Source organism: Isoptericola cucumis, from assembly GCF_014635665.1.
Classification (GTDB): Bacteria; Actinomycetota; Actinomycetes; order Actinomycetales; family Cellulomonadaceae; genus Isoptericola; species Isoptericola cucumis.
Genome location: NZ_BMDG01000004.1, coordinates 145,590 through 171,264 on the forward strand (window position 1 = coordinate 145,590; position 25,675 = coordinate 171,264).

The following is a 25,675-nucleotide window of genomic DNA, read 5'->3' on the forward strand; positions in this document are numbered from 1 at the left end:
CCGATGACGGCCGGCCCCGCGGACGCGACCCTGACGGGGTCGCGCCTGCGTCGCTCGGCGACGCTCATGTGGCGCGGCATGCGCTCGGAGCCGCGTCTGTACGTCCTGGCCGTGGCGGCGTCGGCGCTGTTCGGGGCCGCGACGGTGGCCGTGAGCCGCGCCGTCGGCTGGGCGACCGACGCGGTCGTCGTCCCCGCGATCGGCGGCGACGCGGACGCCCGGGCGCGGATCTGGCAGGCCGGCCTGGTGCTCGCCGCCGTCGCGGTGACGCTGGCCGTCAGCGTCGCGGGCCGGCGGATCTGGGCGGGTCTGGGCTTCGCCGCCATCCAGGCCCACCACCGGCGCGGGGTGACGAGGCAGTACCTGCGGCTGCCGATGTCGTGGCACCGCGCGCACCCGACCGGCCAGCTGCTGTCGAACGCCAGTGCCGACGTCGAGGCCGCGACGGGCGTGTTCAACCCGCTGCCCTTCGCCCTCGGCGTCGTGGTGATGATCGGTGTCGCGACCGCGATGCTGCTCGCGATCGACGTGTGGCTGGCGGCCGCCGCGCTGGTCGTGATCCCGGCCGCCGTCGTCGTCAACGTCGTGTTCCAGCGGTACATGACGCCCGCGGCGACGCGGGCGCAGCAGCTGCGTGCCGAGGTCGCGGACGTCGCCCACGAGTCCTTCGAGGGCGCGCTGCTGGTGAAGTCGCTCGGCACCGCGGACCGTGAGGAGGCCCGCTTCGCGGACCGGGCCGACGCGCTGCGGGCCGCCAACGTGCGGGTGGGCGTGGTCCGTGCCTTCTTCGACCCGGCCATCGAGCTGCTGCCGTCGCTCGGCACCCTCGTGGTGCTCGGCGTGGGCGCGTGGCGCGCGTCGACGGGCGCCGTCGACACGGGCGACGTCGTCACGGCGGCGTACCTGCTGACGGTCATGGCCGTGCCCGTGCGGGCCTTCGGCTGGGTGCTCGGCGAGCTGCCGCGCGCGCTCGTCGGGTACGAGCGCATCTCCCGTGTCCTCGACGCGCGCGGTGAGCTGCCGGTGGGGGACGCCGCGCTGCCCCGTGCCGGGGCGGGGCTGGCGGTACGGCTGGCCGGCGTCGGGGTGGACGTGCCCGCGTCCGGGCGCACCGCGACGCTGCTCGACGACGTCGACCTGGAGGTGGCGCCCGGCAGCACGGTCGCGGTCGTCGGGGCGACCGGGGCCGGCAAGACGACGCTCGTGTCGTTGCTGGCCCGGCTGAGCGACCCCACGCGCGGGCGCGTGCTGCTCGACGGCGTCGACGTGCGGGACCTCGCGGCGGGCGAGATCCCCGCGCAGGTGGCGCTGGTCGCCCAGCAGACCTTCGTCTTCGAGGACACCGTGCGGGCCAACGTGACGCTCGCCGACCCCGACGGCGGCACCGGTCCCGGCGACGGTGCCGGGGACGGAGCAGGCGCGTCCGCGGCGCGGGTCCCGACCGACGACGAGGTCTGGGCGGCGCTGCGGGTGGCGCGGGTGGACGACGTGGTGCGGGCGCTGCCCGGCGGGCTCGACGCCCCGCTCGGGGAGCGCGGCGCGAACCTGTCGGGGGGCCAACGGCAGCGGCTCGCCATCGCGCGGGCCCTGGTGCGCCGCCCCCGTCTCCTCGTGCTGGACGACGCGACCTCCGCGGTCGACCCGCGCGTCGAGTCCGAGATCCTGGCCGAGCTGCGGTCGGCCCGCACCGCGGGGGACGCACGGTCGACGACCGTCGTCATGGTCGCCTACCGCATGTCGTCGGTGTCGCTCGCCGACGCCGTCGTGCACCTGGGCTCGGGTCGGGTCGTGGACGTCGGGACGCACGCCGAGCTGCTCGACCGCGACCCCGGCTACCGCGCGCTGGCCACGGCCTACGAGCAGGAGACGGCACGCCGCGAGCGCGAGCTCGCGGACGAGCGCGCCGCGGGGGAGGACGTGCCGACGCCGTGGGACGCCACCGCGGGCGCGACCGAGGAGGAGGCGCGATGAGCGAGTCGCGGATCGCTGCCGCGAGCAGCCTGGGCGTCGTCGCGACCCTGCGTCGCGGCGTGCAGATCTCCCCGCAGATCACGGACGGCCTGTGGCTCACCCTCGCGTTCGCGGTGGTGGCGGCGGGCGGCCGCGTCGTGGTGCCGGTCGCGGTGCAGCGCACGATCGACGACGGGATCCTGGCCTCGCAGGGGCCCGACGCCGGGCGGGTGGCGCTGTTCACCGTGCTCGCGGCGGGCGCGATCGTGGTGGCCGGCCTGTGCTCGGCGATGGTCAACGTCCGGATGTTCCGCAGCACCGAGGCCGGCCTCGCCGCCCTGCGGGTGCGGGCGTTCCGGCACGTGCACGACCTGTCGACCCTGTCGCAGGGCACGGAGCGCCGGGGCGCGCTGGTCTCGCGCGTGACCTCCGACGTGGACACGATCTCGCTGTTCGTGCAGTCGGGCGGGATCATGCTCCTCGTCTCGTCGCTCCAGGTGCTCGTCGCGACGGCGCTCATGGCCGTCTACTCCTGGCAGCTGACGATCGTGGTGTGGCTCTGCTTCGTGCCGCTGTTCCTGGTGCTGCGCCGCGCGCAGCGCCACGTCAACGCCGCGTACACGACCGTGCGCGCCCGGATCGGGGCGATGCTGGGCGCGATCTCGGAGGCCGTCGTCGGCGCCGAGACGGTGCGTGCCTACGGGGTGGCGCGCCGCACGCGGCGACGCGTGGACGCGTCGATCGAGGCGACGCGCTCGTCGCAGGCGCGCGCCCAGGTGCTCGTCGCGTCGGTGTTCTCCGGCGGCGTCCTGGTGGCGAACCTCGTGCTCGCCGTGGTCGTGGTGGTGGGCACGCTGCTCGGGGTCGGCGGCGGGCTGACTGCGGGGCAGGTCGTCGCGTTCCTGTTCCTCGTGCAGCTCTTCACCGGGCCGGTGCAGATGGCCACCGAGATCCTCAACGAGCTGCAGAACGCCGTCGCGGGGTGGCGCCGCGTGCTCGCGGTGGTGGAGACCCCCCTGGACGTCGTGGACGCGCCCGACGGCGTGGTGAGCCCGCGCGGGCCGGCGGCGGTCTCGCTCCGGGGCGTGCGGTACGCCTACCCGGACGGGCCCGAGGTGCTGCACGGGATCGACCTCGACCTGCCCGCCCGCACGAAGGTCGCGGTCGTCGGCCGCACGGGGTCCGGCAAGACCACGATCGCCAAGCTGGTGACGCGTCTCATGGACCCCACGGAGGGCCGGGTGCTGCTCGACGGCGTCGACCTGCGCGACGTGCGCCTCGAGTCGTTGCGCCGGCGGGTGGTCCTCGTGCCGCAGGAGGGGTTCCTGCTCGACGCCACCGTGGGCGAGAACGTCGCCTACGGCCTGCGCGAGCCTGCGGCCGGCGGTGCGGCGGACGCGGCCGAGCAGGTGGCCGCCGCGGTCGACGCGCTGGGGCTGGCCGACTGGGTCGCCGACCTGCCCGCGGGGCTCGACACGCCCGTCGGGCAGCGGGGCGAGGCGCTGAGCGCGGGGGAGCGGCAGCTCGTGGCGATCGCCCGGGCGTACATCGCCGAGCCCGACCTGCTCGTGCTCGACGAGGCGACCTCGGCGGTGGACCCCGCCACCGAGGTCCGCATCGCCCGGGCCCTCGACTCGCTGACCTCGGGCCGCTCGACCCTGACCATCGCGCACCGCCTCTCGACCGCCGAGGCGAGCGACCTGGTGGTCGTGGTCGACGACGGGCACGTGGCCGAGGTCGGGACGCACACGGAGCTGGTGGCGGCCGGCGGCGTGTACGCGCGGATGCACGCGAGCTGGGTGGCACAGACGCGCTGACGTCGGCGCCCCGGGACGTGTCAAGATGCTCGGGTGCAGCACGGAACCCCGCCCTCCCCGCTCGCCCCGGACCTCGCCGCCCGCCTCAAGCGCGACGAGCACGGGCTCGTCGCCGCGATCGTGCAGCAGCACGACTCGGGCGAGGTGCTCATGCTCGGCTGGATGGACGACGAGGCCCTCCACCGCACCCTGACGCAGGGTCGGGTGACGTTCTGGAGCCGCTCGCGCGGCGAGTACTGGCGCAAGGGCGACACCTCCGGCCACGTGCAGCACGTGCGCTCCGTGGCCCTCGACTGCGACGGCGACGCGCTGCTGGTGCGCGTCCACCAGGTGGGCGCGGCGTGCCACACCGGCACCCGCACCTGCTTCGAGGCGGGGGGCGACCTCGGCGCCGTCACGGACCCGGACCTCGACCTCGACCTGAACCTCAGCGACGACCCGGACCGGGCGCCCGCGCGCGCGGCCGATCAAGCGCCCAGCCTTGACAAGGACCAGGAGACCCCGTGACCCCGTCAGCTCCCGCCACGTCCGCGCCTGCCCCGCACGCCGCTGCGCCGGCGCCCACGGCCGACGACCTGACGTGGGGCGCGACGTGGCCGGCCCTGCCCGCGTTCCGCGAGCTGGCGCGCGACCGCCGGGTCGTCCCCGTGGTGCGCCGCGTCCTGGCCGACGACGTGACCCCCGTCGGCCTGTACCGCACCCTCGCCGAGGACCGGCCGGGCACGTTCGTCCTCGAGTCCGCGGAGGCCGCCGGCGGCTGGTCGCGCTGGTCGTTCGTCGGGGTGGCGTCGCGTGCCACGCTGACCGCGCGCGACGGCCGGGCGGTCTGGCGGGGTGACGTCCCGGTCGGCATCCCGACGTCGGGCGACGTCGTGGAGGTGCTCGGCGCGGCGCTGGAGGCGCTGCGCACCCCGCCGATCGAGGGGCTGCCGCCGCTGACCGGTGGGATGACGGGCGCCCTGGGCTGGGACGTGGTCCGCCACTGGGAGCCGACCCTGCCGGCCCGGGCGCCCGACGAGCTCGGCGTTCCGGAGGTGGCCCTGAGCCTGGCCACGGACCTCGTCGCCGTGGACCACCACTCGGGCACGGTCTGGCTGATCGCCAACGCGATCAACGGCGACGACACCGACGAGCGCGTGGACGAGGCGCACGCGGACGCCGTCGCCCGGCTCGACGCGATGGCGGCCCGGCTCGCCGCGCCCACGCCGCCGGTGCGCACCGTGCTGCGCGCGCCGGGCGAGGTCGCCGAGCCCCAGCTCGAGTTCCGCAGCGCCCGTGAGGACTTCGAGGCGGCCGTCCGCGCCGGGCAGGAGGCGATCCACGAGGGCGAGGTGTTCCAGGTCGTGCTGTCGCAGCGCCTCGACCTCGACTGCCCCGCCGACCCGCTCGACGTGTACCGGGCCCTGCGCACGATCAACCCGAGCCCGTACATGTACTACTTCCGCCTGACGGACCCGGACGGCGGGGAGTTCTCCGTCGTGGGGTCCAGCCCGGAGACGCTGGTCAAGGTCACCGAGGGACACGTCACCACCTACCCCATCGCGGGGTCGCGCCCGCGCGGGGCCACGGTCGAGGAGGACGTCGCGCTCGGCGAGGAGCTGCTGGCCGACCCCAAGGAGCGGGCCGAGCACCTCATGCTCGTCGACCTGTCGCGCAACGACCTGGTCAAGGTCTGCGAGCCGACGTCCGTCGAGGTGGTGGAGTTCATGTCCACGCGCCGCTTCAGCCACATCATGCACCTGTGCTCCACCGTGGTCGGACGCCTGCGGGAGGGCCGCACCGCGCTGGACACGCTGCGCGCGACGTTCCCCGCGGGCACGCTGTCGGGGGCGCCCAAGCCGCGGGCCATCGCGCTGATCGACGCGCTCGAACCGGCCTCCCGGGGGATCTACGGTGGCACCGTGGGCTACTTCGACTTCGGCGGCAACATGGACATGGCGATCGCCATCCGCACCGCCTACATCCGCGAGGGGCGCGCGTCGGTGCAGGCCGGCGGCGGCATCGTCGCGGACTCCGTGCCGGCGCTCGAGTACGCCGAGTCGCGCAACAAGGCGGCGGCCGCCGTGCGTGCCGTGCAGCTCGCGGCCCGGTTCGGGGCGCTGTGAGCGGCGCCGGGGCACGCGCGCCCCAGGGCGGTCGAGGGCCCCTGCGATCCCGGTCGCGCGCGGTCTGGTCCGTCGTCCTGCTCGGCGGGCTCGTGCTCGCCACCGCGGCGCCGACCTGGGTGAGCTCGACGGTCTCCACCGCGCTCGAGTCGGAGGTCCCGGTGGCGGTCACCGGCACCGCCGCGTCGCCCGCCGTCGGCGCGGCGGCGCTCGTGGTCGTCGCCGCGGGCGTGGCGCTCGCGATCGCGGGCCGGGTCGCCCGCTGGGTCGCGCTCGCCGTGGTGGCGCTGTCCGGAGCGCTGGCGGCGGCGTCCGCCCTCGGAATCCTGCTCGACCCCGTGCCGGCCGCCACCTCCGGCGCCTCGAGCGCCGAGGGGGTGACCGACCTCACGTCGGCGGTCGCCGTGAGCGTCTGGCCCTGGTTGACGCTCGTGGCCGGGGTGCTGGTGGTCGGCGCGGCCGTGCTCGCGGCGGCCGGCGCGCCCGGGTGGGGCTCGACGTCGGGCCGCCACGAACGGGTCACGCCGGCGGTGCCGCAGCGGTCGGCCGCCGCGGGTGCGAGCCCGACCGGTGCCGACGGCGCCGGGCGTGGTCAGGACCGGCCCCGGCCGGCCGGGGACGACGGCTCCGACCCGCACGACCCGCACGACGCCTGGGACGCTCTCACCCGGGGCACGGACCCGTCCGAGGACCGCTAGGCTTGACCTCGCTCCTCGTCACGAAAGGCTTCCACTCCATGACCGACAACCGCACCTCCGAGGTCGCCTACCTGCCGCCGGCGGCACCGCCCACCAACCACGGCCACACCGTGGCGGCCTGGACCGCCATGATCGGGATCATGCTCGGGGTGGCGATCGGCGCGGTCGGGATGCTCCCGGGCGTGGCGGACGTGGTCCTGTGGATCGGGGTCGTCGTGGTCGTCGGTGCGTTGATCGGCGGGGTGGTGCTGCGCAGCCTCGGCTACGGCCAGCCGAAGGCCTCCGTGCGGCGGGAGCCGGCCACGCGCTGAGCGCCCCCCTGGCGCCGGCCCGTCCGGACGATCACGTGCGCGCGGCGCGTCCCCTCCGACAGGTCGGGGACGCGCCGCGCTCGTCTGCCCCCCGTGGGCCGGGAGCCGCTCCCCGAGGGCCGGGGGCCGGGCGCCTGGCGGCCCCGCTCGGGTGGGGCGCGTCCGTCGCGGTCGCGACCGGCGTCGTCGCCGTCGTCGACCCGCACGTCCCGGGGCGCTACCCCGCCTGCCCCCTGCTCGCCCTGACCGGGCTCGCCTGCCCGCTGTGCGGGGCGCTGCGTGCCACCCACGACCTCGCCCACCTCGACGTCGCCGGGGCCTTCGCGGCCAACCCGTGGTGGGTCGTGGTCGCCTCCGGTCTCGTCGCCGCGTGGGCGGTGTGGACGCTGCGCGCATGGCGTTCCGCCCTCGGTCGTCCCGCGGGACGACGCGCGGGCCCGTGGCCGGTCCGGGTGCCGCCGAGGGTGGTCGCCGTCGCGGTGGGTGCCAGCGCGGCCGTCTTCGGTGTCGCGCGCAACGTGCCAGCGCTCGAGAACGTCCTCGGCCCGGGCGGGTGAACCTCCGCCGCGGCGACGTCAGGTCCCGGCGTCATCGGGCCCTGACGCCGTCTCACGGCCAGAGACGTGTCAGGGGTCACCCCGGCGCGGGCCTACGATGAGAGGCAGGCACCGGCGCGGTGCCGGGGACGGGGAGGCAGAGCATGACGGTCCTTCAGGACATCGTCGCGGGGGTCCGCGAGGACCTGGCCGTACGTCAGGCACGCACGCCGCTGGACCAGCTGAAGGAACGTGCGGCCCGGGTGCCCGGAGCGCTCGAGTGCTGCAGCCGGCTGCTGTCGGAGGACCGGGTCGCGGTGATCGCCGAGGTGAAGCGCTCCAGCCCGAGCAAGGGTTCGCTGGCGCCGATCGCCGACCCCGCGTCGCTCGCCGAGGAGTACGCCAGCGGGGGAGCGAGCGTGATCTCGGTGCTCACCGAGCAGCGCCGGTTCGGGGGCAGCCTCGCCGACCTGGACGCCGTCCGGGCCCGCGTGGACGTGCCCGTGCTGCGCAAGGACTTCGTCGTGACCCCGTACCAGGTCTGGGAGGCCCGCGCGCACGGGGCGGACGTCGTCCTGCTCATCGTGGCGGCCCTCGAGCAGACCGTGCTCACCTCCCTGGTCGAGCGGGTGCACTCGCTCGGCATGACCGCGCTCGTCGAGGCGCACACGGCCGACGAGGTCGCGCGCGCCCTGGACGCCGGGGCTCGCGTGGTCGGCGTCAACGCCCGCGACCTCAAGACGCTCGAGGTCGACAGGACGACGTTCGCGCGGCTCGCGCCGCTGATCCCGGACGACGTCGTGCGCGTCGCGGAGTCGGGCGTGCGCGGTCCGCACGACGTCCTGGACTACGCCCGCGCGGGCGCGCACGCCGTGCTCGTGGGGGAGGCGCTGGTGACCGACGGCGCTCCCCGACGCTCGGTCGCCGACCTCGTCGCGGCGGGGCAGCACCCGGCCGTGTGGTCGGTGCGCCCGGCAGCGAAGCCCTGACGGGCCGGCGCCCGCCGGCCGTCCAGGCCTTCGCCTGCGCCCGAGCCGTCCGACCCGACCCGCCTGACCCGACCCGAACCTGACCTGAAGCTGAACCGCCCGACCCGAACCTCGAGGGAGACCCTGTGCCCGACCAGCCCGTGCGGGACGCGCTGACCGAGTCCCTGGCGCACCAGGTGCTCGGCCGCCTCGCCGACGTGCAGGGGCCGTACTTCGGCGACTTCGGTGGCCGTTTCGTGCCCGAGGCGCTCATCGCGGCGCTCGACGAGCTGGAGACCGAGTACCGCAAGGCGCTCGGCGACCCGGCGTTCACCGGCGAGCTGGCCCGGCTGCACCGTGAGTACACCGGCCGGCCGTCGCCCCTGACCGAGGTGCCGCGCTTCGCGGAGCACTGCGGGGGCGCCGAGGCGGGCCACCGGGTCTTCCTCAAGCGGGAGGACCTCAACCACACCGGCTCGCACAAGATCAACAACGTCCTCGGCCAGGCGCTCCTGGTCAAGCGCATGGGCAAGACCCGCGTCATCGCCGAGACGGGCGCAGGTCAGCACGGCGTCGCCACGGCGACCGCGGCGGCGCTGCTCGACCTCGAGTGCGTCGTCTACATGGGCGAGGAGGACACGCAGCGGCAGGCGCTCAACGTCGCCCGCATGCGCCTGCTCGGCGCCGAGGTGGTCCCCGTGACGATCGGCGCGCGCACGCTCAAGGACGCGATCAACGAGGCGCTGCGCGACTGGGTCGCCAACGTGGAGACCACGCACTACCTGCTCGGCACGGTCACCGGGCCGCACCCGTTCCCCGAGATGGTGCGCGAGTTCCACCGCATCATCGGGGAGGAGGCGCGCGAGCAGATCCTCGAGCGCGCCGGCCGCCTGCCCGACGCCGTCGCGGCGTGCGTGGGCGGCGGGTCCAACGCGCTGGGCATCTTCAACGCCTTCCTGGACGACGACGCCGTCGTCCTGTACGGCTTCGAGGCCGGCGGCGAGGGCGTCGACAGCGGCCGGCACGCGGCCCGGTTCTCCGGCGGCGCGCCCGGCGTGCTGCACGGCGCGCGGTCCTACCTGCTGCAGGACGACGACGGGCAGACGCTGCCCAGCCACTCCGTGTCGGCGGGGCTCGACTACCCGAGCGTCGGGCCGGCGCACTCCTGGCTGCACGACCTCGGCCGCGCCGCGTACGAGCCCGTGACCGACGACGAGGCCATGGAGGCGTTCCGACTGCTGTGCCGCACCGAGGGCATCATCCCGGCCATCGAGTCCGCGCACGCGCTCGCCGGCGCGCTGCGGCTCGGGCGCCGGGCCACCCAGGAGGGCCGGACGGGCCAGGTGTTCCTGGTGAACCTGTCGGGCCGCGGGGACAAGGACGTGGCGACGGCGGGCCGCTGGTTCGGCCTGCTCGACGACGCCGGGACGCACGACGCCGGGCAGGACGCCGGGCACGCCACGGAGGGGGACCGGTGAGCGGGACGACGGGGACGGCAGCACCGGCGGACATGGCGGCCCCCGCCACCGGCTCGCGCACGGGCGACCGCATCGAGGCGCTGCGCGCGGAGGGCCGTGCCGCGCTGATCGGCTACCTGCCGATCGGCTTCCCGGACGTCGAGCGCTCCGTCGAGGCCGTCCTCGCGATGGTCGACGCCGGAGTGGACGTCGTGGAGCTCGGCATGCCGTACACGGACCCCGTGATGGACGGCCCGGTGATCCAGCGGGCCGCCGAGGCGGCCCTGGCGGGCGGCGTCCGCGCGCGCGACGTGCTCCGGTTCGCGGAGGCCGTCGCGGAGCACACCGGCGGCCGGGTGCCCGCGCTCGTCATGAGCTACTGGAACCTGGTCCTGCGCTACGGCGTCGACCCGTTCGCCCGGGACCTGGCCGCCGCGGGCGGCGCGGGGGTCATCACGCCCGACCTCATCCCGGACGAGGGCGCCGACTGGATCGCCGCGTCGGACGCCCACGGCCTCGACCGTGTCTTCCTGGTCGCCCCGAGCTCGACGACCGAACGCCTGCGGCTCACCGCCGCGGCCTCGCGCGGGTTCGTGTACGCCGCCTCCACCATGGGCGTCACGGGCGCCCGCGAGCAGGTGGGCGAGCGCGCCGAGCAGCTGGTCGCGGACACGCGCGCCGCGGGTGCGGAGCGTGTCTGCGTGGGACTCGGCGTGTCCACGGGCGACCAGGCGGCCGAGGTCGGCCGGTACGCCGACGGCGTGATCGTCGGCTCGGCGCTGGTGCGGACGCTGCTCGACGACGACACCCCGTGGGCGGCCCGGCTCGACGCCCTGCAGGCCCGCACCGCCGACCTCGCGGACGGCGTCCGCCGGGCTCGGCCCGGCGCGGCCTCGCGAGGGACGCGGTCGTGACCGGGCTGACGGCCGCCGTGCACGCGGCGATCCCGAGCCCGCCGGAGCACACCTGGTACCTCGGTCCGGTGCCGCTGCGCGCCTACGCGCTGGCGATCCTTGCGGGCATCGTCGTCGCGGTGTGGATGACCATGAGGCGCTGGGTGGCGCGGGGCGGTATCGCCGACGACGTGCTGGACATCGCGTTCTGGGCGGTCCCGTTCGGCATCGTCGGCGGGCGGATCTACCACGTGTTCAGCACGCCGGACCCGTACTGGGGCGAGGGCGGCGACCCCGTCAGCGCGCTCTACGTCTGGGAGGGGGGCCTCGGTATCTGGGGCGCCGTGGCGCTGGGCGGTGTCGGCGCCTGGATCGGCTGCCGCCGCAAGGGCGTGAGCCTCGCCGTCTTCGCCGACGCGCTCGCCCCCGGCCTCCTCGTCGCTCAGGCCGTCGGCCGCCTCGGCAACTGGTTCAACCAGGAGCTCTTCGGCGCCCCCACCACCCTGCCGTGGGGCCTGCAGATCGACCCGGCGTACTTCCCGGTGGACCCGGCGACCGGGGCGGCCTACGCGGAAGGTACCCTCTTCCATCCGACGTTCCTCTACGAGATGATCTGGAACCTTGCAGCAGCAGCGTTCTTGATCTGGCTCGACCGTCGGTACAGGCTGGGTCATGGAAGGGTATTCTGGGCCTACGTCGCGGTCTATACTCTCGGCAGAGTCTGGATCGAGATGCTCCGCATCGACACCGCCGAGCACGTGCTCGGGCTCCGGTTGAACGTGTGGACGTCGATCATCGTGGGTCTCGGGGCCGTCGTGGCGTTCGTCGTCATCGGCAGGCTCCGGTCCGGCCGTGAGGCCGGGGTCTGGCTGCCCGGTCGTGCTCCGGCCGGAGCCGCGGACGAGGCCGACGAGCAGGACAGCAACGAGCAGCACAGCGAGCACGACGGCGCCGACGACAACGGCGCCGACCGGGCGGACATCCCCGCAGGGGGTGACGGCCCGGACCGCGCGGACGTGGACGCTGCCGGGCCCGACAAGGGACCGGCAGCCCACTCCTGAGGTGATCACGGGCCCTGGGGTACCTCCCCGGGGCCCGCGGCGCCCGAGTTCCGACGGGCCGACGACGTCCCGACCACCCATGAGCATGACGCGCCCGCGTGCGGGCGTGGATGGAGGACGGTGTTGATGACCACGCCGCAGCATCGGGTCGCGCGCCCAGGCGCCCAGGGCCTCTACGACCCCGCGGCCGAGCACGACGCGTGCGGTGTCGCGTTCGTCGCGACCCTGCGCGGGACGCCCGGCCGCGACATCGTGGACGCGGGCCTCACCGCGCTGTTGAACCTCGACCACCGCGGCGCGGTGGGCGCGGAGGAGAACAGCGGGGACGGTGCCGGGATCCTCACGCAGATCCCCGACGCGTTCGTGCGCGACGTCGTCGCCGTCGAGCTGCCACCCGCCGGCCGCTACGCCATCGGCATGGCGTTCCTCCCGCAGGACCCGGGCGAGGCCGACGCCGTCGCCCGGCGGTTCGAGGCCATCGCCGCCGAGGAGAAGCTCGACGTCCTCGCCTGGCGCGACGTGCCGGTGACGGCCGACCTCGTGGGCCCGACGGCGCGCGCCTCGATGCCGCTGTTCCGTCAGGTCGTCGTCGCGGACCCGTCGCGCGAGCTGGGCGGGATCGACCTCGACCGCCGCACGTACCGGCTGCGCAAGCGGGCGCAGCACGAGCTGGACCTGTTCCTCGCGTCGCTGTCGAGCCGCACCCTGACGTACAAGGGCATGCTCACCACCGCGCAGCTCGAGCCGTTCTTCCCCGACCTGTCCGACCCGCGGTACGCGTCCGAGATCGCGCTGGTGCACTCGCGCTTCTCGACGAACACGTTCCCGTCCTGGCCCCTGGCCCAGCCGTTCCGCCTCGTGGCGCACAACGGCGAGATCAACACAGTGCGCGGCAACCGCAACTGGATGGCCGCCCGCGAGAGCACCATGGCGAGCGAGGCGATCGGCGACCTGGCCCCGCTGCTGCCGGTGTGCACCGAGGGCTCCAGCGACTCGGCCAGCTTCGACGAGGTCCTGGAGCTGCTGCACCTGTCCGGGCGGTCGCTGCCGCACGCGGTGCTGATGATGATCCCGGAGGCCTGGGAGAACCACGCCGAGATGGACCCGGCGCGCCGGGCGTTCTACCAGTACCACGCGAACCTCATCGAGCCCTGGGACGGGCCGGCGTGCCTCACGTTCACCGACGGCACGCTCATCGGCGCCGTCCTGGACCGCAACGGGCTGCGCCCCGGTCGCTACTGGGTCACCGAGGACGGGCTCGTGGTGCTCGCCTCCGAGGCCGGCGTCCTGGACCTCGACCCCGCGACGATCGTGCGCAAGGGGCGCCTGGAGCCGGGCCGCATGTTCCTGGTCGACACCGACCAGGGCCGCATCGTCGAGGACGACGAGCTCAAGTCGCAGCTGGCCAGCCAGCGCCCGTACGCCGAGTGGATCGCCGACAACACGATCACCCTGGACTCGCTGCCGGAGCGCGAGCACGTCGCGCACTCGCCGGCCTCGGTCCAGCGCCGTCAGCGGGCCTTCGGGTACACGACCGAGGAGCTCAAGATCATCCTGACGCCGATGGCGAACCAGGGTGCGGAGCCGCTCGGCGCCATGGGCTCCGACACCCCGATCGCGGTGCTGTCGAGCCGCCCCCGGCTGCTGTTCGACTACTTCACGCAGATGTTCGCCCAGGTGACGAACCCGCCGCTGGACTCGATCCGCGAGCAGCTCGTCACGGCGATCGACAGCACCATCGGGCCCGAGCCGAACCTGCTCGAGGAGGTCGCCGACCACGCCCGCAAGCTGGACCTGCCCTTCCCGGTGCTGGACAACGACGAGCTCGCCAAGATCGTGCGCATCGACCGCGACCCGCGGCTCGAGGGCGAGTTCCGCGCGGGCATCGTGCGCGGGCTCTACGAGGTGTCGGGCGGGGGCCGGGCGCTCCAGGCACGGCTGGAGGAGATCTTCGAGCAGGTCGACGCCGACCTCGCGGACGGCGTGACGCACATCGTGCTGTCCGACCGCGACTCCGACTCGGAGCTGGCGCCGATCCCGTCGCTGCTCCTGACCAGCGCGGTGCACCACCACCTGCTGCGCCGGGGCACGCGCACCCGGATCTCGCTCGTCGTCGAGGCGGGCGACGTGCGCGAGGTGCACCACGTCGCGCTGCTGATCGGCTACGGCGCGGCGGCGGTCAACCCCTACCTGGCGATGGAGACGGTCGAGGACCTCGCCCTGCGCGGGTACCTCGACGTCACGCCCGAGAAGGCGGTCGCGAACCTCATCAAGGGGCTCGGCAAGGGCGTCCTCAAGGTCATGAGCAAGATGGGCATCTCGACGATCATGTCGTACCGCGGTGCGCAGATCTTCGAGGCGGTCGGCCTGTCCCACGAGCTGGTCGAGGACTACTTCACGGGGACGACGAGCCGGCTGGCCGGCGTCGGGCTCGACGTCGTCGCGGCCGAGGTCGCGGCGCGGCACGCCGGCGCCTACCCGGCGTCGGGCAACCACGACCCGCACCAGGCGCTGACGGCCGGCGGCGAGTACCAGTGGCGCCGCGACGGCGAGGAGCACCTCTTCGACCCGGAGACGGTCTTCCGGCTGCAGCACGCCACCCGGACCGGTCGGATGGACATCTTCCGGCAGTACACGCGCCGCGTGGACGAGCAGTCGCGACGGCTGATGACGCTGCGCGGGCTGCTGCGCTTCGACCCCGAGCGCGAACCGGTGCCGATCGACGAGGTCGAGCCGGTGAGCGAGATCGTCAAGCGGTTCAACACGGGCGCCATGTCCTACGGCTCGATCTCCGCGGAGGCGCACGAGACCCTCGCGATCGCGATGAACCGCCTCGGCGGGCGGTCCAACACCGGCGAGGGCGGCGAGGACGCGGAGCGGCTGTACGACCCGGAGCGCCGCTCGCGGGTCAAGCAGATCGCGTCGGGCCGCTTCGGGGTGACCAGCGAGTACCTCACGGGCGCCGACGACATCCAGATCAAGCTCGCCCAGGGCGCGAAGCCCGGCGAGGGCGGGCAGCTGCCCGGGCCCAAGGTGTACCCGTGGGTCGCGAAGACCCGGCACTCGACGCCCGGCGTCGGCCTCATCTCGCCGCCGCCGCACCACGACATCTACTCGATCGAGGACCTGGCCCAGCTCATCCACGACGCCAAGAACGCCAACCCGAGCGCACGCGTGCACGTCAAGCTCGTGAGCGAGTTCGGCGTCGGCACCGTGGCCACGGGCGTGTCCAAGGCGCACGCGGACGTCGTCCTCATCTCCGGCCATGACGGCGGCACGGGCGCGAGCCCGCTGACGTCGCTCAAGCACGCGGGCACGCCCTGGGAGATCGGCCTGTCCGAGACCCAGCAGACCCTCGTGCTCAACAACCTGCGCGACCGCATCGTCGTGCAGGTGGACGGCCAGATGAAGACCGGCCGGGACGTGGTGGTGGCGGCCCTGCTGGGCGCCGAGGAGTTCGGCTTCGCGACGGCGCCGATGGTCGTCTCGGGCTGCGTCATGATGCGCGTCTGTCACCTGGACACCTGTCCCGTCGGCGTGGCCACGCAGAACCCGGAGCTGCGCAGCCGGTTCACCGGCAAGCCCGAGTTCGTCGTGAACTTCTTCGAGTTCCTGGCGCAGGAGGTGCGCGAGCACCTCGCGTCGCTCGGCTTCCGCTCGATCGCCGAGGCGGTCGGCCACGTCGAGGCGCTCGACACCCGCAAGGCGGTCGACCACTGGAAGGCGCAGGGCCTGGACCTGGCCCCGGTGCTCGCCCGGCCCGCCGCGGCCCCGGGCGCGGTGCTGCACCAGGTGGCGACGCAGGACCACGGCCTGGACAAGGCGCTCGACAACCAGCTCGTGGAGCAGGCGCGCCCGGCGCTCGAGGACGCGATCGGGGTGCGCATCGAGGCGGGCGTGCGGAACGTGAACCGCACGGTCGGCACGATGCTCGGCCACGAGGTCACCAAGCGGTACCGGGGCGCGGGCCTGCCGGACGACACGATCGACGTCACCCTCACGGGGTCGGCGGGGCAGTCGCTCGGCGCGTTCATCCCCCGCGGCGTCACGCTGCGGCTCTTCGGCGACGCGAACGACTACGTCGGCAAGGGCCTGTCGGGCGGCCGGATCGTCGTGCGCCCGGACCGGTCCGCGGTGCTCGAGGGCGCGGCGAACGTCATCGCGGGCAACGTCATCGGGTACGGGGCGACGTCCGGCGAGATCCTGCTGCGCGGTCGCGTGGGGGAGCGGTTCGCCGTGCGCAACTCCGGGGCCACGCTGGTCACCGAGGGTGTGGGCGACCACGGCTGCGAGTACATGACCGGCGGCACCGTGCTGGTGCTCGGCCCCACGGGCCGCAACTTCGGCGCCGGGATGTCGGGCGGCGTGGCGTACGTGCTCAACCTGCGCGACGCCGCGATGAACACCGAGGCCGTGGCGAACGGCGAGCTCGAGGTCGGCCCGCTGGACCACGACGACTGGGACCGTGTCCGTGGCCTGCTGGAACGGCACCACGAGGAGACGGGGTCGCCGGTGGCGGCCGAGCTCCTCGCCGAGGACGGGGCGCGGGCGCGCTTCTCGCGGGTGCTGCCCGCGGGCTGGGCCCGCGTGCGCGCCGCCCTCGCCGACGCCGAGGCCGCCGGGAAGACGCTGGGCGAGGGCGACGACTTCGACCCGGAGATGTGGGAGCAGATCATGGAGGTGGCTCGTGGCTGACCCCCGAGGATTCCTGAAGGTGCGGGAGCGCGAGCTCCCGCCGAGCCGTCCGGTCGAGGTGCGCCTGCGCGACTGGAAGGACACGCACGCCCACCGCGAGGACGGGCAGCCGTTCCTCAAGGAGCAGGCGGGCCGCTGCATGGACTGCGGCATCCCGTTCTGCCACCAGGGCTGCCCGCTGGGCAACCTCATCCCGGACTGGAACGACCTGGTCTGGCGCGGCCAGTGGGCCGACGCCGTCGAGCGCCTGCACGCGACGAACAACTTCCCGGAGTTCACCGGGCGGGTCTGCCCGGCGCCGTGCGAGACGAGCTGTGTGCTCGGCATCAACCAGCCGGCCGTGACCATCAAGAACGTCGAGGTCTCGATCATCGACGAGGCGTTCGCCCGCGGGCTGGTCACGCCCCAGGTGCCCCAGCGTCTCACCGGGTCGACGGTCGCGGTGGTCGGCTCCGGCCCCGCCGGGCTCGCCGCCGCCCAGCAGCTCACCCGCGCGGGGCACACGGTCGTCGTCTACGAGCGCGACGACGCCGTCGGTGGCCTGCTGCGGTACGGCATCCCGGACTTCAAGCTCGAGAAGACGCACATCGAGCGCCGGCTGGAGCAGATGGAGGCGGAGGGCACCCGGTTCCGGCCGGGGGTCGAGATCGGCCGCGACATCACCTGGGACGCGCTGCGCCGTCGCTTCGACGCGGTCGTGGTGGCCACCGGGGCGACGGTCCCGCGTGACCTGCGGCTGCCGGGGCGCGAGCTCGCCGGCGTCCACTTCGCCATGGACTTCCTCACCCCCGCGAACAAGGCGGCGGCGGGGAACCCGGTGCCCGGTGCGCCGAGCGCCGCGGGCAAGCACGTCGTCATCATCGGCGGCGGCGACACCGGTTCGGACTGCCTCGGCACGTCGTTGCGGCAGGGGGCGGCGAGCGTCACCACCCTCGCGATCGGCAAGCAGCCGCCGCTCGAGCGCACCGCGAACCAGCCGTGGCCGACGGACCCGATCCTGTTCGAGGTGTCGTCGTCCCACGAAGAGGGCGGCGAGCGCACCTTCCTCGCCTCGACGGTAGAGTTCGTCGGTGGCGACGACGGGTCGGTGACGGCTCTGCGTGTCGCCGAGACCGAGTACCTGCCGGACGGCCGCCGGGCACCCAAGCCGGGCACCGAGCGGGAGATCCCGGCCGACCTGGTGCTGATCGCGATGGGCTTCACCGGCCCGGAGACGGACCGCATCACCGAGCAGACGGGCATCGACCTGACCGGCCGTGGCCTCGTGCGTCGCGACGACGACTACGCGTCGAGCGTCCCCGGCGTCTACGTCACGGGTGACGCGGGCCGCGGGCAGTCGCTGATCGTGTGGGCGATCGCCGAGGGCCGCGCCACCGCGGCCGCGGTGGACGCCTATCTGCAGGGCAGCACCGAGCTGCCCGCCCCGGTGGGGCCGCGGACGGTCGCGCTGCGGGGTTGAGCAGGACGAGGATGTAGCAGTACCCGGGTGCCGGACGGGCACCCGGTGCCGGCCCCGGCTCGCGCCGGGACCGTTCGACGACGAGGCTGGAGACATGCGCAGAGCGAAGATCGTGTGCACCATCGGACCCGCGACCGCGACCCCCGCCAAGCTCCGGGAGCTGGTGGACGCGGGCATGGACGTGGCCCGGATCAACCGGAGCCACGGTGAGCAGGCGGAGCACGAGGCCGTCTACCAGGGTGTACGGACTGCGGCGAAGGAGGCCGGCCGCAACGTCGCCGTCCTCGTCGACCTGCAGGGCCCGAAGATCCGGCTGGGCCGGTTCGAGGGCGACCAGAAGCACCACCTGAACGAGGGCGACACCTTCACCATCACGACCGAGGACGTCGTGGGCACCCGTGAGCTGGTGTCGACGACCCACAAGGGGCTGCCGGGCGACGCACGCGTCGGGGACCCGATCCTCATCGACGACGGCAAGGTGCGCGTGCGCGTCACCGCGGTCGAGGGCCCGCGCGTGGTCACGACGGTCGAGGTCGCCGGTCCCGTCTCGAACAACAAGGGCCTGAACCTGCCCGGCGTCGCGGTCTCCGTGCCCGCGCTGTCGGAGAAGGACACCGACGACCTGCGGTGGGCGCTGCGCATGGGCGCCGACCTCATCGCGCTGTCGTTCGTGCGGTCCGCCAAGGACTACGACGACGTCGCGGCGATCATGGAGGAGGAGGGCCGCACGGTCCCCGTCATCGCCAAGATCGAGAAGCCCCAGGCGGTGGACAACCTCGAGGAGGTCGTCGCGGCTTTCGACGGCTTCATGGTGGCCCGCGGCGACCTGGCGGTCGAGATGCCGCTCGAGCAGGTTCCGCTCGTGCAGAAGCGCATCGTCGAGCTGGCCCGTCGCAACGCCAAGCCGGTGATCGTCGCGACGCAGGTGCTGGAGTCGATGACCACCAGCCCGACCCCGACGCGTGCGGAGGCCTCCGACTGCGCCAACGCGGTGCTCGACGGCGCGGACGCGGTCATGCTCTCGGGCGAGACCAGCGTCGGCGACTACCCGATCGTCACCGTGGAGACCATGGCGCGGATCATCACCGCGACGGAGGAGATGGGCCGCGAGCGGATCGCGCCCCTCGGCTCCACGCCGCACACCCGCGGCGGTGTCATCACCCGGGCTGCCGCCGAGATCGGCGAGACGCTCGGCGTGAAGTACCTCGTGACGTTCACCCAGTCGGGCGACTCCGCCAAGCGGATGTCCCGCCTGCGGGCCGGGATCCCGCTGCTGGCCTTCACGCCGGAGGAGAGCGTGCGCAACGTCCTCGCGCTCACCTGGGGCACCACCACGTACCAGGTGCCCAAGGTGGGCAGCGTGGACGCGATGGTGGGTCAGGTCGACTCCACCCTGCAGGCGAACGGCCTCGCCGAGCCGGGCGACCGCGTGGTGATCGTCTCGGGCGCTCCGGTGGGCGTGCCCGGCTCGACGAACTCCATCCTGGTGCACAAGGTCGGCAGCCACGGGGACCTCTCCGCGATCACCGAGTGAGCACACCGGCGGGCGGCGCGCGCTGAGCCGCCGTCCCGCCGCCCGCGCACGACGCCGGGGTGCACCGCAGGTCCCGCCTGCGGTGCACCCCGGCGTCGTCTCTCAGCGTTCGACGAGCCGCCAGCTCTCGGCGTCGAAGGCGTCCGGTGTCCGCTCGCCGTCGAGCAGGGTGCCCGAACCGGTCCGGGCGACGACGCCGTCGACGAACACGCCCCGGCCCAGGTAGGCCGGGTCGGTGGTGGTACGCCACCTCAGCAGGAGGTCGCCGGGCGGCAGGTCCGCTCGCACCTGCGTCCAGCGGCGCGTGCCCGACCCGGCGACCGCACCGTCGTGCTCGGTCATGCTGCCGCGGTCGCGCACGACGAACGGCAACGGGTCCCACGTCTCGCCGCCGTCGGCGGAGGTCTCGAGGTGCAGCGGGTCGGACTCCTCCGTGTCGAGGTACAGGTCGAACCGGAGCCGGGCGCCGTCCGCGGGGACCTGGAGCGCCGTGGTCAGCGTCGACGTCGTGGCGTTCGTGTCCCCGGAGAACCAGGCGTCGGCGCCGCGGCGCGGCTCGACGCCCTGGGCGTACGCGAGACCGCGCGCCCACTCCCGGCGGGCGATGTTGTTGCTGCCCGAGTCCCGCGACGGGTGGACCCGGTTCGTGAGCAGGATCGCGAAGGCGTGGGCGTCGAAGTCGATGACCAGCGACGTGCCGGTGTAGCCGGTGTGCCCGGCCGTGCGCGGCCCGGACATCGCGTCCATGTACCACCGCTGGTCGAGCTCGAAGCCGAGGCCGTGCTCGTCGCCGGGGAACGCGGTGGTGAAGTTGGTGATCATGAGCTCCACCGACCGCTTGTCCAGGATCCGCTGCTTGGCGTAGCTGCCGCCGTTGAGCAGCGCCTGCGACAGCACCGCCATGTCGTGGGCGGTCGAGAAGATCCCGGCGTGCCCGGCGACGCCGCCGAGGGACCAGGCGTTCTCGTCGTGCACCTCGCCGCGCACGGCCCCGCGCGGCGGGCTCGCCTGGTACTCGGTCGCGGCCGTGCGGTCCACCTGGGTGGGGTTGAACCCGGTGTCCGACATGCCGAGCGGCCCGGTGATGCGCTCGGCGACGACCTCGTCGAGGGGCGCGCCCCGCAGCTCCTCCACGAGCACGCCGAGGGTGATGAGGTTGAGGTCGCTGTACCGGTAGACGGTGCCGGCCGGGTCGTCCAGCGGTTGCGCCATGACCGCGGCGATGCGCGACTGCTCGTCGGGGTAGCGGCTCCACAGCGGCACCCAGGCGACGAACCCGGAGGTGTGGGTGAGCAGGTGGCGCACCGTCACGTCCTGCTTGCCGCCGGCCGCGAACTCGGGCAGGTAGGTGGCGACCGGCTCGTCGAGGGTGACCCGTCCCTCCTCGACGAGCTGGACGACCGCGATCGACGTGAACAGCTTCGTCACCGACGCCATGTCGAAGATGGTGTCCTCGGCCGTCGGGACCCGCTGGTCCTCGGGCAGGGGCACGCCCTCGTCCCCGAAGGCCACCGCGTACCCGCTGGCGTCCGTGCGCACCACGTGCCCCTCGTAGCCCATCAGCCCGACGGCGCCCGGGTACATGGCGTACGTCCCGTCGGGCTCGGGGACCTCGTGCGCGCGGACCTGGGCGACGGCGGCCTCGATCGGTGCCGGGTCGAGGCCGACGTCCGCGGGGTCGGCCTGGCTCAACGTGGTGCGGGGTGGCATGAACTGCACGGGTCCTCCTTGCGGGTCGCCCGGGGGGACGTCGGTGGCCGACGCGGTCGCGGCGGCGAGGGGTGCGGCCACCAGTGCGGCCACCAGTGCGGCTCCCAGGCCGCCCGCGGCCAGTGCATGGCTGTCCTTGCGCATCGTCAGGGTCCTTCCTGCCTCATGCTGCAGACGTCGGCGGCGGCGTCGTCGCCGTCACCGGAGCGACGGCTCGGTCGCCGCCGCCGAGGAGCCGGCGCGGCCGCCTCGTCGCGGGCGCGCGGATCCGGGTGTGTGAAAAGTTGCCGTCAAGTGCTGACCACCTGAAAGTTACCGACGCACCGGTGCGGGGGCAAGGGCGGCGGCGCGGCCGCGGGACGACCGTGGCGCTGCGGCGGTGAGGGTGCCCCGGGCGGGATTCGAACCGAGCGGCCCCCGTGGAACCGGGAAGACGCAGGTAGACAGGATATCGGCCTGACCTGCACCGGAGCATTCACCCTGTAGACACTCGCAGACACCCGCGTACTCTCGTAGTTCCACGCCCAGTTCCACGAGCGGATTTCCCGTTCCACGGCCGGGCATCTAACACGGGAGACGAGCTCTATGGGCAGACGAGATTTCGGCTCGGTCGAGCAGCTCCCCAGCGGACGATACCGAGCTCGGTACGCGGTGCCCGGCTCGAGGCCGAAGGTGTGGGTGAAGGCGCCCATGACGTTCGAGAGGATCGGCTCGGCACGATCCTGGCTCAACCGCCAGCAGGTCGAGATTGAGGACGGCGTCACCCGCCCGCAGACCGTGGCGACGAGGACCACCCTGGGCGAGTACGCCGAGCAGTGGATCAAGACCCGTCGCAGCGCCAAGGGTGGCCCGCTGAGGGCGACGACCGTCCGCACCTATCGCGGGTACATGTCGAAGCACATTGAGCCCACCCTGGGGCACCTGGCGCTTCCTGCGGTCACGCGCGAGGTGATCCGGGCCTGGTATGCCGCCCTGCCCGACGAGACCCCTACGGGCAACGCGCGCGCGTACGCCTTCCTCAAGTCCGTGTGCGCGACCGCCGTTGAGGACGGGCTCATGCCGTCGCAGCCGTGCACCATCCGGGGCGGGTCGTCGTCCAAGCCGAAGACCAAGGTGACCGTGGCGACCCCGGCTCAGGTTCGAGCCCTGGCCGACAAGATGCCCGAGCACCTGCAGTTGGCCATCCTCCTGGGCGCGTGGTGCTCGCTGCGCAACGGGGAGGTGCTCGAACTACGGCGTCGAGACGTCACGCCCGAGAGCATCCGCGTGGAGCGGGGCGTGACGTTCGTCGACGGGAAGGCGATCATCGGCCCGCCGAAGACGGACGCCGGAGTCCGCACCGTGGCGGTCCCGCCGCACATCTCCGAGGCGATCACCGAGCACCTGGACAAGTGGGTGAACGCCGACGCCGACGCGCTCCTGTTCGTCAGGGCACCGGGAGACCGGACCAACCTGCACACCAACACGTTCGGCTACTTCACCAAGCAGGCGATCAAGCAGACGGACCTGCCCGCGACGTTCCGGTTCCACCACCTGCGGCACTCCGGGCTCACGCTCGCGGCACGCACCGGCGCGACCGTGGCGGAGCTACAGGCCCGGGCCGGACACTCGACCCCGCACATGGCCCTCAGGTATCAGCACGCCGCATCGGAGCGGGACCGTGCCCTGGCGGATGCGTTGTCGGCGCTGGCCGTCGACAACTAGGACCGCATGCTGTTCCTGGACAAGGTGATCGGGTTCGTCATGGAGTACGACATCTACAACCCGTTCCACTGCAAGTGCGACGACATCATCTCGTTCGTGCAGAAGATCGACGAGGGCTTCGTGGTGATCTACCTCAACACCGTCGAGGCGCGGAACTACAAGGAGACGCCGCTCCTGCACTGGCCGATTTCTGCGGTTGCCGGCCCGAGGTGCACAAGATGCCCGCACAGTTCTACGCCGGTCGTGGAGGCGCGGTGCGGGCGGAATGAAGCCGTTTGGCCGTCTCGATCCGAGGCGTGGGCCGACGGTGTGTCGGTAGCCGTCGTCTAGCGTCTTCACCAGACAACCCAAAACCGGGTTGTTGTTCGAAGATGACGGCGGCCTGCCCCTTCACCGCCAAGATCCAAGGCAGGCCACCGTGTGAGTGCCCCTGGAGGCATCTACATGGAATCACAGATTTCACTCCCGGTGTTCCTGTCACCGGTTGAGGCCGCGGTACACGTCGGTGTGTCGCGGCGCACGATCGATCGCGCTATCGCGGACGGGCAGCTCCCTGCCTACCGCGCGGGCTCACGAGTGGTGCGCATCCGCGTCACCGACCTCGAGGGCTGGCTGCGACCGATCGAGGCCGCTTGATCACCCGCGAGGTGTACGTGGTCGACGTCTCGTCGACGGATCGGTTCATCGACGAGCGCCACGCTCACTTGCAGATCGACGACCTGATGCGCGTTGCGCCCCGGGGCTCGAGCGTCCGCCTCGTCGTCGGGCGCACCTGGCCGGTGTTCTCCGCTGCCGAGTTCATGGAGCCCGCGCCGTATTGGGTCCAGCTCGTGCGGGACCACGCGGTACAGCTCGAGGGCGAGGTGCGCACCGTCCGAGCTTGGATGGCCGCGCTCGAGGGGGTGGCGGCATGACAACCCCCGACTACTTCGCCGTGGACACGTACGACCAGCCCGAAATTCAGACAATCCAGACTCGCCAGCCTGACTCTCCAGTCTCGCCCCGTCTCTCTGGCATTGGAGAGTCTGGAGAGTCTGGAAAGTCAGGGAAGCCGCCGCGCCTCTACCGGGCCGACGAGCTCAAGGAGGGCACCCCGACCCGCTGGCTCGCCCGGGGCACCATCCCTCAGGCCGAGGTGTCCGTACTCATCGGGGCGGAGGGCATCGGCAAGAGCTTGTGGTGGGTGCTGGTCGTCTCGTACGTCACCACCGGCCGGAAGAGCAACCTCCTGGGCATCCCGCAGCGCGAGCCGCGCGACGTCGTCCTCATCCTCACCGAGGACTCGTGGGCCGACGTCCGTGCCCGCCTCGTGTCAGCCGGGGCGGACCTGGCTCGCATCCGCGTCTTCTGCGAGGACGACGACGGCACGGGCGCACCGACCTTCCCCGACGACTTCGTGTACATCGCGGACGAGTTGAAGCACAGCCGGCCCGGGCTGATCGTCGTCGATGCGTGGCTCGACACCGTCCGTGCCGGTATCCAGATCAAGGACACCCAGCAGGCCCGGGAAGCCCTGCACCCGTGGAAGGAGTTCGCCGCCCGATCCGGTGCCGGTGTCCTCCTTCTCGGGCACACGAACCGCACCGACAGCGACGACCTGCGCTCCATGATCGGGGCGACGGCCGCGCTGAGGCAGAAGGCGCGGGTGCTCTTGTTCGCCATGGCACCCCCGGAGACCGAGGGCGTCCTGTACGTCGGGTCGGAGAAGTCGAACCACGCTGGACGGTCGACCGCCACCGAGTACCGGATCGACGTGCAGCAGGTGCGCGAGGAAACGGACGACGACCCCGGCACGGTTCCCCGATTGCGCGTCGTCGGTGACACCGGCCGCACCGTGCAGGACCACTTCGCTACCTGGCGCAAGCAGTCGAAGGAGGCCGCACGCCCGCAGACCGCGGACGAGAAGGCCGCGGAATGGGTGAGGGACTACCTCACGGATCGGGGCGGGCAGGCTCTCGCCTCCGAGGTCCAGGAGGCAGCGACGTTCACCGACGTCAACCCGAAGCGACTGCCAGCCGCGGTGAAGTCCCTGGGCGGGTATGTCGGCCCCGGCGACGGCCCCCGGACACCCCACGTCTACCGCCTGACTCTCCAGACTCTCCAGACTCTCCAGCTCTCCAGTGATGGGGAACCCGCTGGCGAGTCTGAGATGTCCGATTCCGAGGTGGCCGCGTGATGGCCGGAGCCGCGTTCTTCCAGAAGTCATCCGGCGCGTGCCCCGACTGCGACGCCGACACCGAGCTCACCACCGACCCGGACTATCCGACCGTCGCGTACCTGACCGTGCGCCACGACGACACCTGCCCGAACCTGCGGGCGCGAAGGGCGCGACCATGACCACGACCACGACCGACCTGGACACCGAGGCCCTGATCCTCGAGGGTGCCCGCTCCCACCTCGTCAAGCGGATGCGACGACTGAGCTACCGCGTGCACGGCTTCGACCGTGAGGCCATCGACGACATGCACGCCAAGCTCGACACCTTCCGCGACGAGCAGCGAGCACGGCTCGAGGCGGCACGGGCCGAGAAGTCGGAGAGCGCATGACGTACCGAGCGTGCGTGGTCTGCGGAGAGCCGAGCCCCGAGAGCAGGTGTGCCGAGCACCAGCTCCCCGAGCCCGCCAAGCCGTCGCGAGTCGCACGAGGCTACGACGCGGCATGGCAGCAGCTATCGAAGCGCGCTCGCCGGTTGCAGCCGTTCTGCTCCGACTGCGGCACGACCGAAGACCTATCGGCCGACCACCTGCCTATCGCGTGGGAAAGGAAGGCAGCAGGTA

Annotated in this window: 21 protein-coding genes and 1 pseudogene; 21 read left to right on the forward strand and 1 reads right to left on the reverse strand. The window is 73.2% G+C overall.

The annotated features are described in order from the left end of the window. Window positions 1-3 precede the first annotated feature (3 nt). The 14 genes and pseudogenes from IEW03_RS06940 (at window position 4) to pyk (ending at window position 19,484) form a co-directional block, all read left to right on the forward strand. A complete protein-coding gene (locus IEW03_RS06940; protein ID WP_229737711.1) occupies window positions 4-1,971 on the forward strand; it encodes an ABC transporter ATP-binding protein in 1,968 nt (655 codons plus the stop codon). After that, window positions 1,968-3,767 carry an ABC transporter ATP-binding protein gene (locus IEW03_RS06945; RefSeq protein WP_188522929.1) on the forward strand — a complete coding sequence of 600 codons (1,800 nt, stop codon included), beginning with the start codon at window positions 1,968-1,970 and terminating at the stop codon, window positions 3,765-3,767. The genes IEW03_RS06940 and IEW03_RS06945 overlap by 4 nt, the downstream gene beginning before the upstream one ends. A gap of 33 nt (window positions 3,768-3,800) precedes the next feature. Further along, window positions 3,801-4,163 (forward strand): annotated as a pseudogene (hisI, locus tag IEW03_RS06950) (phosphoribosyl-AMP cyclohydrolase); the annotation flags it as partial. 107 nt (window positions 4,164-4,270) lie between these two features. After that, on the forward strand, window positions 4,271-5,872 hold the full coding sequence (locus tag IEW03_RS06955) for an anthranilate synthase component I (RefSeq protein WP_188522931.1): 1,602 nt from the start codon (window positions 4,271-4,273) through the stop codon (window positions 5,870-5,872). Further along, on the forward strand, window positions 5,869-6,570 hold the full coding sequence (locus IEW03_RS06960; protein ID WP_268236079.1) for a Trp biosynthesis-associated membrane protein: 702 nt from the start codon (window positions 5,869-5,871) through the stop codon (window positions 6,568-6,570). The genes IEW03_RS06955 and IEW03_RS06960 overlap by 4 nt, the downstream gene beginning before the upstream one ends. Window positions 6,571-6,608: 38 nt before the next feature. Further along, complete coding sequence (locus tag IEW03_RS06965; RefSeq protein WP_188522933.1) at window positions 6,609-6,881, forward strand: HGxxPAAW family protein; 273 nt, start codon at window positions 6,609-6,611, stop codon at window positions 6,879-6,881. Window positions 6,882-6,916: 35 nt separating this feature from the next. After that, window positions 6,917-7,438 (forward strand): DUF2752 domain-containing protein, encoded by a 522-nt coding sequence (locus IEW03_RS06970; RefSeq protein ID WP_229737713.1) that lies wholly within the window; start codon window positions 6,917-6,919, stop codon window positions 7,436-7,438. A 143-nt stretch (window positions 7,439-7,581) separates the two neighbouring features. Beyond that, entirely contained in the window at window positions 7,582-8,406 is an 825-nt protein-coding gene (gene trpC / locus IEW03_RS06975; RefSeq protein WP_188522934.1) for an indole-3-glycerol phosphate synthase TrpC, read from the forward strand. A 152-nt stretch (window positions 8,407-8,558) separates the two neighbouring features. After that, window positions 8,559-9,863, forward strand: a complete 1,305-nt coding sequence (gene trpB / locus IEW03_RS06980) for a tryptophan synthase subunit beta (protein ID WP_371870608.1) — start codon at window positions 8,559-8,561, stop codon at window positions 9,861-9,863. A gap of 32 nt (window positions 9,864-9,895) precedes the next feature. Then, complete coding sequence (trpA, locus tag IEW03_RS06985; protein ID WP_188523165.1) at window positions 9,896-10,756, forward strand: tryptophan synthase subunit alpha; 861 nt, start codon at window positions 9,896-9,898, stop codon at window positions 10,754-10,756. Continuing rightward, window positions 10,753-11,796 carry a prolipoprotein diacylglyceryl transferase gene (gene lgt, locus IEW03_RS06990; protein ID WP_188522935.1) on the forward strand — a complete coding sequence of 348 codons (1,044 nt, stop codon included), beginning with the start codon at window positions 10,753-10,755 and terminating at the stop codon, window positions 11,794-11,796. The genes trpA and lgt overlap by 4 nt, the downstream gene beginning before the upstream one ends. A 126-nt stretch (window positions 11,797-11,922) precedes the next feature. Next, window positions 11,923-16,491 (forward strand): glutamate synthase large subunit, encoded by a 4,569-nt coding sequence (gltB, locus tag IEW03_RS06995; RefSeq protein ID WP_188522936.1) that lies wholly within the window; start codon window positions 11,923-11,925, stop codon window positions 16,489-16,491. Further along, window positions 16,484-17,950, forward strand: a complete 1,467-nt coding sequence (locus tag IEW03_RS07000) for a glutamate synthase subunit beta (protein ID WP_188522937.1) — start codon at window positions 16,484-16,486, stop codon at window positions 17,948-17,950. The genes gltB and IEW03_RS07000 overlap by 8 nt, the downstream gene beginning before the upstream one ends. Window positions 17,951-18,044: 94 nt before the next feature. Further along, the gene (pyk, locus tag IEW03_RS07005) at window positions 18,045-19,484 is read left to right on the forward strand and encodes a pyruvate kinase (RefSeq protein WP_188522938.1); all 1,440 of its coding nucleotides are present in this window, start codon (window positions 18,045-18,047) and stop codon (window positions 19,482-19,484) included. Between the two features lie 102 nt (window positions 19,485-19,586). Here the strand turns inward: pyk and IEW03_RS07010 are convergent, their stop codons facing one another. Next, window positions 19,587-21,338 carry a serine hydrolase domain-containing protein gene (locus tag IEW03_RS07010; protein WP_188522939.1) on the reverse strand — a complete coding sequence of 584 codons (1,752 nt, stop codon included), beginning with the start codon at window positions 21,336-21,338 and terminating at the stop codon, window positions 19,587-19,589. 441 nt (window positions 21,339-21,779) lie between these two features. Between IEW03_RS07010 and IEW03_RS07015 the strand changes: the two genes are divergently transcribed. The 7 genes from IEW03_RS07015 (at window position 21,780) to IEW03_RS07045 (ending at window position 25,444) form a co-directional block, all read left to right on the forward strand. After that, window positions 21,780-22,898, forward strand: a complete 1,119-nt coding sequence (locus IEW03_RS07015) for a tyrosine-type recombinase/integrase (RefSeq protein ID WP_503826688.1) — start codon at window positions 21,780-21,782, stop codon at window positions 22,896-22,898. A gap of 6 nt (window positions 22,899-22,904) precedes the next feature. Next, window positions 22,905-23,228, forward strand: coding sequence for a hypothetical protein (locus tag IEW03_RS07020; RefSeq protein ID WP_188522941.1), 324 nt, complete (start codon window positions 22,905-22,907; stop codon window positions 23,226-23,228). A 114-nt stretch (window positions 23,229-23,342) separates the two neighbouring features. Beyond that, the gene (locus IEW03_RS07025; RefSeq protein WP_188522942.1) at window positions 23,343-23,534 is read left to right on the forward strand and encodes an excisionase family DNA-binding protein; all 192 of its coding nucleotides are present in this window, start codon (window positions 23,343-23,345) and stop codon (window positions 23,532-23,534) included. Then, window positions 23,531-23,812, forward strand: coding sequence for a hypothetical protein (locus IEW03_RS07030; RefSeq protein ID WP_188522943.1), 282 nt, complete (start codon window positions 23,531-23,533; stop codon window positions 23,810-23,812). The genes IEW03_RS07025 and IEW03_RS07030 overlap by 4 nt, the downstream gene beginning before the upstream one ends. Continuing rightward, window positions 23,809-25,074, forward strand: a complete 1,266-nt coding sequence (locus IEW03_RS07035; RefSeq protein ID WP_188522944.1) for an AAA family ATPase — start codon at window positions 23,809-23,811, stop codon at window positions 25,072-25,074. Before IEW03_RS07030 ends, IEW03_RS07035 begins: the two co-directional genes overlap by 4 nt. Then, complete coding sequence (locus tag IEW03_RS07040; protein WP_188522945.1) at window positions 25,071-25,235, forward strand: hypothetical protein; 165 nt, start codon at window positions 25,071-25,073, stop codon at window positions 25,233-25,235. The genes IEW03_RS07035 and IEW03_RS07040 overlap by 4 nt, the downstream gene beginning before the upstream one ends. Then, entirely contained in the window at window positions 25,232-25,444 is a 213-nt protein-coding gene (locus tag IEW03_RS07045; protein WP_188522946.1) for a hypothetical protein, read from the forward strand. The genes IEW03_RS07040 and IEW03_RS07045 overlap by 4 nt, the downstream gene beginning before the upstream one ends. The last annotated feature ends 231 nt before the right edge of the window (window positions 25,445-25,675 follow it).

Bases quoted from the DNA above. Each gene is read 5' to 3' on its own strand.
- pyk (WP_188522938.1), top strand. From the start codon at position 18,045: ATGCGCAGAGCGAAGATCGTGTGCACCATCGGACCCGCGACCGCGACC.
- IEW03_RS07045 (WP_188522946.1), top strand. From the start codon at position 25,232: ATGACCACGACCACGACCGACCTGGACACCGAGGCCCTGATCCTCGAG.
- IEW03_RS07020 (WP_188522941.1), top strand. From the start codon at position 22,905: ATGCTGTTCCTGGACAAGGTGATCGGGTTCGTCATGGAGTACGACATC.
- trpC (WP_188522934.1), top strand. From the start codon at position 7,582: ATGACGGTCCTTCAGGACATCGTCGCGGGGGTCCGCGAGGACCTGGCC.
- gltB (WP_188522936.1), top strand. From the start codon at position 11,923: ATGACCACGCCGCAGCATCGGGTCGCGCGCCCAGGCGCCCAGGGCCTC.
- IEW03_RS07025 (WP_188522942.1), top strand. From the start codon at position 23,343: ATGGAATCACAGATTTCACTCCCGGTGTTCCTGTCACCGGTTGAGGCC.
- IEW03_RS07010 (WP_188522939.1), bottom strand. From the start codon at position 21,338: ATGCGCAAGGACAGCCATGCACTGGCCGCGGGCGGCCTGGGAGCCGCA.
- trpA (WP_188523165.1), top strand. From the start codon at position 9,896: ATGGCGGCCCCCGCCACCGGCTCGCGCACGGGCGACCGCATCGAGGCG.
- IEW03_RS06965 (WP_188522933.1), top strand. From the start codon at position 6,609: ATGACCGACAACCGCACCTCCGAGGTCGCCTACCTGCCGCCGGCGGCA.
- IEW03_RS06940 (WP_229737711.1), top strand. From the start codon at position 4: ATGACGGCCGGCCCCGCGGACGCGACCCTGACGGGGTCGCGCCTGCGT.
- IEW03_RS07035 (WP_188522944.1), top strand. From the start codon at position 23,809: ATGACAACCCCCGACTACTTCGCCGTGGACACGTACGACCAGCCCGAA.
- IEW03_RS07015 (WP_503826688.1), top strand. From the start codon at position 21,780: ATGGGCAGACGAGATTTCGGCTCGGTCGAGCAGCTCCCCAGCGGACGA.
- IEW03_RS06945 (WP_188522929.1), top strand. From the start codon at position 1,968: ATGAGCGAGTCGCGGATCGCTGCCGCGAGCAGCCTGGGCGTCGTCGCG.